Annotated in this window: 5 protein-coding genes and 1 pseudogene; 2 read left to right on the forward strand and 4 right to left on the reverse strand. The window is 67.8% G+C overall.

Translation table 11 applies throughout. The annotated features are described in order from the left end of the window. Window positions 1-57 precede the first annotated feature (57 nt). The 4 genes from NZH93_RS43830 to NZH93_RS43845 form a co-directional block, all read right to left on the reverse strand. A complete protein-coding gene (locus NZH93_RS43830) occupies window positions 58-522 on the reverse strand; it encodes a hypothetical protein (protein WP_259629263.1) in 465 nt (154 codons plus the stop codon). A 218-nt stretch (window positions 523-740) separates the two neighbouring features. Further along, window positions 741-1,016, reverse strand: coding sequence for a WD40 repeat domain-containing protein (locus NZH93_RS43835; RefSeq protein ID WP_259629264.1), 276 nt, complete (start codon window positions 1,014-1,016; stop codon window positions 741-743). Then, a complete protein-coding gene (locus NZH93_RS43840) occupies window positions 991-3,324 on the reverse strand; it encodes a caspase family protein (RefSeq protein WP_259629265.1) in 2,334 nt (777 codons plus the stop codon). Before NZH93_RS43840 ends, NZH93_RS43835 begins: the two co-directional genes overlap by 26 nt. 74 nt (window positions 3,325-3,398) lie before the next feature. Beyond that, window positions 3,399-4,256, reverse strand: a complete 858-nt coding sequence (locus tag NZH93_RS43845; RefSeq protein ID WP_259629266.1) for a hypothetical protein — start codon at window positions 4,254-4,256, stop codon at window positions 3,399-3,401. A gap of 246 nt (window positions 4,257-4,502) precedes the next feature. On the opposite strand from NZH93_RS43845, the gene NZH93_RS43850 reads away from it, so the two are divergent. Then, complete coding sequence (locus tag NZH93_RS43850; RefSeq protein ID WP_259629267.1) at window positions 4,503-4,850, forward strand: histone-like nucleoid-structuring protein Lsr2; 348 nt, start codon at window positions 4,503-4,505, stop codon at window positions 4,848-4,850. An 871-nt stretch (window positions 4,851-5,721) separates the two neighbouring features. Continuing rightward, window positions 5,722-6,415 (forward strand): annotated as a pseudogene (locus NZH93_RS43855) (IS5 family transposase); the annotation flags it as partial.

The raw sequence follows: 6,415 nt of genomic DNA on the forward strand, positions 1-6,415 counted from the left end.
GTTCGTGGTCGAGCAGGCACTCCAGTAGGGCGGTGACGACCGCGCTCGGCGAGGTCGTCACCACTCCTCTACCGGGCCCCGGTCGTCGCGGTGGCGTAGCTGCTTGGGCAGGGCCGCTGTGACGACTTCGCCCAGCGCGGTCTTCTCTTGGAATTGTCCGATGTCTTTGGACAACATCGAGTGGCCCTTGATGGACTGGCGCTGGGTGCCGTGCTGTCGCACGGCTGAATACAAGCTGTTGAGGACAGTGGCCTTGGCATCGATCAATGCCCTGTCATGCTGGTGGTGTTCGGCCCACAAGTCGACGAACGCCTGGACCAGCCCCTGCGGCACCGGGCCCTTCGTCATCTTCATCAACTCGGGTAATCGCCGCGCGTCAACAGGGCCGTTCTTTGTGCTGTCGGCAGGAAGAACTCCGCTACTGCGACAATCGGCGGGATTGCGCTGCGCCCAGCGTTGCGCTGCGTCTTTGTTCGTGAACTTGCCGTCGCGAAGCTCGTAGAGCAGCACAATCAGGTCCACGCCAGCCTGGCCCCATCTGGCCTGGAGATCCTATTTGTCGATCCGGGGCGGAGGCCCTCCGGTTCTAGCAGGTTTGCAGGTCTGTCCGCCACGAATCCGTCCTGGCACTTGTCCGATTCTCGTTGTTGTCCGTGAGGAGTAGTAGGACAACAACGGCATGGATCTCAATGGGAGGGCAAGCCCAGTCGGCTCGCTCACCCGAGAACTGCGGTCTGGCGTCAACTCGATCGCCGGAGGTTCTCCAACCCTTGGGAGGATCGCGTGCCCTGCATGACGCCTCCGCTGGCCACCAGCGCACCACCGGCGAAGTCAACGGCCACGACGGCATTCACGGCTCCCACATGGCCGATCATCCTGGTGGCCGTCTGCCGGTCGAGATCGTGCAGCAGCACCTCCCCGTCCTCGCCCGCCGTCGCCAGCAGCGCCGTACCGTCCACCTCGAGCAGCGCGACACCATTGACCCACCCGTCATGTCCGGAAAGGACAGTGGTCACGGTGCCCGCCACTGGATCCCACAGGCGGGCCGTGCCGTCCGTGCCCGCCGTGGCGATCCTCGTCTTGCCCTGCACCTGGCCCGTGGCCACGGCCAACCCGGTCGGTGTCGCCGAGTTCGATCGTGCGGTGCGCGGTTCCGGTCCACCATGCCTTCACGATCGTCCAAGCCGGTTCACGCAGGAGTAGGCGTGCGCTTTCGGCGAGCGGGTCCGCCCTCCTGCGCCGGGCGTTGACGTGCAGCCACCACAGCCGCTGCTGGTCAGCCTCCGGCCAGTGGTGCAAGGTCAGTTGGAGAGCCTCATAGGCGGCGTGACCGTCGGCGCTGCGCAGGGCGTGCGCCGAGCGGTGCAGCGAGTCCACGGCGGCGACGAGCAGGAATCCCGCGTCCTGCACGAGTTCGTCGAGTGTCCCGGCCGCGGCGGCGTGCGCGGCCAGATGAGTGCGCGCGTAGTGGCCGATCGCGCCCCACGGCCTGCCGGCCAGCGTGTCGGCGACGCGCCGGTGCGTGGTTTCAGGGTCGCCGGTGGTGCGGAGGTGATCGATCAGCGCCTGGTGGAACAGGTGCACGGTCTGCTTGCCGGTGGAGGTGGACAGCGTGAGGTAGTCCGCCGCGGCGGCGCGTACCCGCCACACCTGCACGTCGGTGACGTCCCGCCCGGTCACGGCCGCGGCGAGCAGTCGCCAGTCCTCCAGTGAGATGCCCGCGCCCTCCGACCAGGCCAGCGCGGTGAGCACGGCGGCGTCGTCGGGGGCCAGGCGTTCGGCGATGTCGGTGGTGAACGCCGCGCCCACGCTCTCGGGGAGCCGGTCTGCCCAGTCCGGTAGGCGGGGGAGCGGTTCGGTGTCGTCGCGGCGCGCGGTCGCCGCGGTGCGGGCGAACAGGAAGTTCGTTTTCTGGTCGGTGCGCACGCGGGCCGTGATCGCCGCGCTCACCTCGGCTGTGGCCTCCGGTTCGGCGGCGTACACAGGGTTGAGCGCCAGCAGCGCGCCGACGTAGCGTTCGGTGTCCGTGCTGCTCACGCTGTAGGGCAGCTCGTCGAGATTCACGACGAGGCGCGCCCCGTGCAGGTCGGGCAGCAGCGAGTCGCGGGTGCCGACGACGACCCGGACGTCCGGCTGGACGGCCAGGTCGTTGAGCAGAGCCACGATGCGAAGCGCTTCACCCCGGTCTGCCTGTGTGGGCCCGGCCTCGTCCAGCGCGTCCACCACGATCCGCACGGGCCCGTCGAGCCGGGCGAGACCGGCGTGCAGCGCGGCTTGGTCGGTGCTGTCGGGCAACCCGCACGAGTGGGCGATGATCCGCACCACGTCCTCGACCGTGCGCCGACGTGCCCACACGATGGTGTAGCCCGACCGGTCGGCCAGCGCTCGGCCCAGCACCGCCGACTTGCCCGCCCCCGCCGAGCCGGTGAGCACGGCGAGCCCGTCGACCGGACCGGTCAGCCACTGGGTCACCGCCGCGATCGCGACGTCGCGTCCCACGAACACGTCGTCTCCGGCGGGCGCCGCGCCCCACCCGGTGCTCTTGGGCCGGAAGTGCTCGGCCAGGGCCTGTTCGGTTGCCTCGGCGACCTCGCCGAGAGTCAACGCCGACCGGCGCGCGGAGCGCACGGCATGGTCGAGGACGGACGCCGACAGGTCGGCCTCCAGTCGCACCGGCCGCAGGTTGGGGAACCACTCGGCCCCGGTCGACTTGTCCGACACGTGCACCGACACGAGCGGGTGCGCGGCGCGGAGCCGGTCGTCGGTCGCCGCGGCCAGTGCCTTGAGCGGGACGAACGGGTCGAGCACGTGCAGGTGGTCGACCTCCAGTTCCTGCCACGCGGGCAGCAGGGCGGCGGTGAAGGCTCCGTCCTGGACGCGCTGCCCCGGCCGTACGGCGGCCAGTACCGCCAGTTGTTTGAGGTCCGGTCCGCTTACCGGCAGGTCGTGCTCGAGGCGCGCCCGTGCCGCCTCCAGCGACTCCACTCCCGCGCCCGCGAAGCAGCAGTCGAGCACCAGCAGGAGATGGCGCAGCGTGTCGTGCTGGTGGAACGCGGTCAGCACGTCGCCGACCGGGATCGTGTTCTCGGCGAACACGTCGTCCGGGTCGTGGTCCACCCCCACCAGACGCAGACCCTGCGCCGGGTGGTCGACACCGTGGCCGCTGAACCACACCACCACCGGCTCGTCGGGCTCGAAGTCGCCCCGCAGCAGGTGATCGCGCAACGCCGCTCGGAGTTGCGACGCGGTCCGGTCCACGAGCACCTCAGTGCGAAACCCGCCGCGGGTGAACCGGTCGGCGACCGCGCGCAGGTCTCCGATCACGTGCGGCAGGACGTCGCCGTGCTCGGATGGATAGCGGGAATGGCTGCTGTTGCCCAGCCCCAGGAAGAAGCCCGCTATCGGCCGCTCACCCCTGCCAGGACCGCGCCCGCCACCTCGGCGGTCCTCAGATACGCCTCCGCCGCGTGCATCGACGTCAGCCGCACGGGCAGGTCACGCACCCGCGATCGGCCGTCGGGGTGGGCGAACAGCGGAGAGAGTTCCTTGTGCAGGGCCACGACGTCACCGGCGAACGACACGTTCGTCCACACCCGTACCCCGCCGGGCCACACTCCGACGCCGTCGCAGGGGCCGGGCGTGAGCCGGTCGAATACCTGCGGCGACCATCCCAGCGGTGACCCGAACGTCACCAGAGCCCGCACCGGCCAGTCGGGGTTGGCGGCCAACATCTCGTAGGCCACGACCGAGCCCAGCGAGTGTGCCACGAGCACCCGCGTCCGTTCGGTCACCGCGTCCTGGACCACCGCCTGCACCCGTTCCCGTACGGCGGTATCGCGCAGGTACAGCGACACCTGCCGGATGCTCAGGGGGATACGCGAGGGCGGGCAGTCCGCGAACGGGCCCCACCCGGACATCCGCTTGATCTGCTCCTGCACCGACAGGGGAACTCCTGCCTTCGTCGCGTCCGCCGAGAGTGCCGGTGTCTGCGCGACTGCCGCCGCCCACAGCGACTCGACCATCGCGCGTTCCACGACGTCGAGGTCCGCGACCGCCACCTCGTCGCCGTCAGGTCCTTTCGAACCCGATGCAGCGAACGCGTGACGGTAGTAGGCCAGCACCACGTCGTCCTTCGACAACCCCGGTGATCCGGTCGTCCTGGCCCCGGCGTTCAGCGCGTCCAACCAGGCACTGGCCATACCCGCAGCGCTCTGCCGAGGCGAGCCGATGCCGTGCACGAACACCACGTCAGCCATGGGGGCTTCGATCGTTGCGCGTCGTGTCGTCACTCGTATCCGCAGATCACGTCGGACTGTTACGTGCGACTCCGGTGTCTGTCACGGATCGGATGCCTCCACGTTCTGCGCATTCACCGGGAAAAGATCGTTTCGGCTTTCACGGATTCGCGATGAAAGGGCTGGTGTTGGTGGAGTGGGCGCCATATAGTTCGCGGTACCAGTATCCGACCTGGGTTCTTGCCCATCGCTTCCGTGAGGTTTCCCATGGCGCAGAAGGTTCTTGTCCAGCTGATCGATGACGTGGACGGCACGACGTCCGATGACATCGCGACCGTGCGTTTCGGATTGGACGGCGTCGCCTACGAGATCGACCTGACCGCGGCCAATGGCGACAAACTTCGTGACGAACTCGCGGGCTTCGTGGCCAACGCCAGACGGGTCGGCGGCCGAGCCAAGCGCGGCACCGTGGTGGCCGGTGGTATCCCGACGGCGCGGTCGAAGGAACAGACGCAGGCGATCCGTGAGTGGGCCAAGTCCAACGGACATCAGATGGCGGATCGAGGGCGCATCCCGGCCAGTGTGATCGACGCGTTCGAGGCCGCTCACAACTGACCGGTCGCGAAGCCCACGCGCGAGCTGGGCGCATAGTGATGGTTTTACCGTGATGACCCCATTCGAGGGTTGCCCGAGCTATGCCCGCTGTGGACCAGGCGATCGCTGGGAGCCCTGTCCTGGTGGTGGGCGGAGAATGCGTTCTGTCCACCACTCGTGGTTGATAGGTGCTCGCTGAGTTCATCAGGGCCAGAGGTGGGTGTCGGCACCGGATGACGTGGCGTTGTGCGAGCATGTCGAATCGGGTGTCGATATTCGACTCCGGTCATCCAGGCTTCCGCTGGTGGTAGTGGGCTTACGAGCGAAGGCCTGGACGGGATTGGCTGGCCGTGTGGCGCCCATTGGATATGTCTTGAGGGGGCCGTCCGTCGATTTGGTGTTCACGCCGACTGCGTTCACGTCACCGGCGCCGGTTTTCGCCTACGGGAGGACGCCGCCACTGCCTCTGCATCGATGACGGCCCGACCTCAAACGCTCCCTGCCCGTCAACGGGCAGGGAGCGTCGCTGCGTTGGGTGGTCGCCACAACCACGCTGGTCTCGGGGTGTGCGGCGGGCGCCATCCTGGTACGTCGGCGGGGTCCTGAAGGATCGGCGTCCCGGCTGCGTCGGTAAACATCAGGTGATCACGACTGGATCACCGTCACCGTGTTGTCGTGGCTGAGCGTGACGTTCGCTCGTGGAGTGCGACTGTCAATGGCACTGGTCAACTCGAGCACGAGCCTTGTGCTTGCCGAAAACTACGTCCGTGCTGGTCAGGCGGCGTGGTGGTACTCGTTGAGGATGCCGCCCAGTCGTGAGTGGATTTTCTCCATATTTGAAAAATTAAGAGCCTGTCTCACGTGGGTCGTTTGGAGCTGTTTGGCATGATCGTTGGTCGTGGATGACCTGCCGCAGCGCTTGGTGCCAGACGAGTTGTGGGCCCTGGTCGAGCCGTTGACCCCTGGGTTCACCGCCCGTCCGCAGGGTGGTGGAATTGCGCCGGTCGATGATCGGGCGGTGTTCACCGCGATCGTGTTCGTGCTGACCAGCGGCTGTCAGTGGCGACTGTTGCCACCCTTATTCGGGGTCACCGTCCTGACCGCGCACCGCCGCTTCACCGACTGGACCAAAGCCGGGCTGTGGCGGCGGATGCACCGGGCGGTGCTCGACGAACTCGGTACCCAAGGACTGATCGACTGGTCCCGCGCGGTCCTGGACGGAGCATCCGTCCGGGCGAAAAAAGGGGAACCATGACCGGCCCCAACCCCGTGGATCGCGGCAAGTCGGGCTCAAAGATCCACGTCCTGACCGACCGACACGGCATCCCGCTGTCGGTCGCGGTCTCCGGAGCCAACACCCACGACTCCCAAGCGCTCAAACCGTTGGTGATGGCGATCCCCGCGATCCGGTCCAGGCGTGGCCGCCGTCGTCGCAAGCCCGACAAGTTACACGGGGACAAGGCTTACGAAAGCCGCGAGCTGCGCGGATGGGTGCGTGCCCGCGGCATCGGCGTCCGGATCGGCCGCAAGGGCATCGAGTCCAGCAACAAGCTGGGCCGACACCGGTGGGTAGTTGAACGCACGAT

The organism is Umezawaea endophytica, from assembly GCF_025061645.1.
GTDB classification, from domain to species: Bacteria; Actinomycetota; Actinomycetes; order Mycobacteriales; family Pseudonocardiaceae; genus Umezawaea; species Umezawaea endophytica.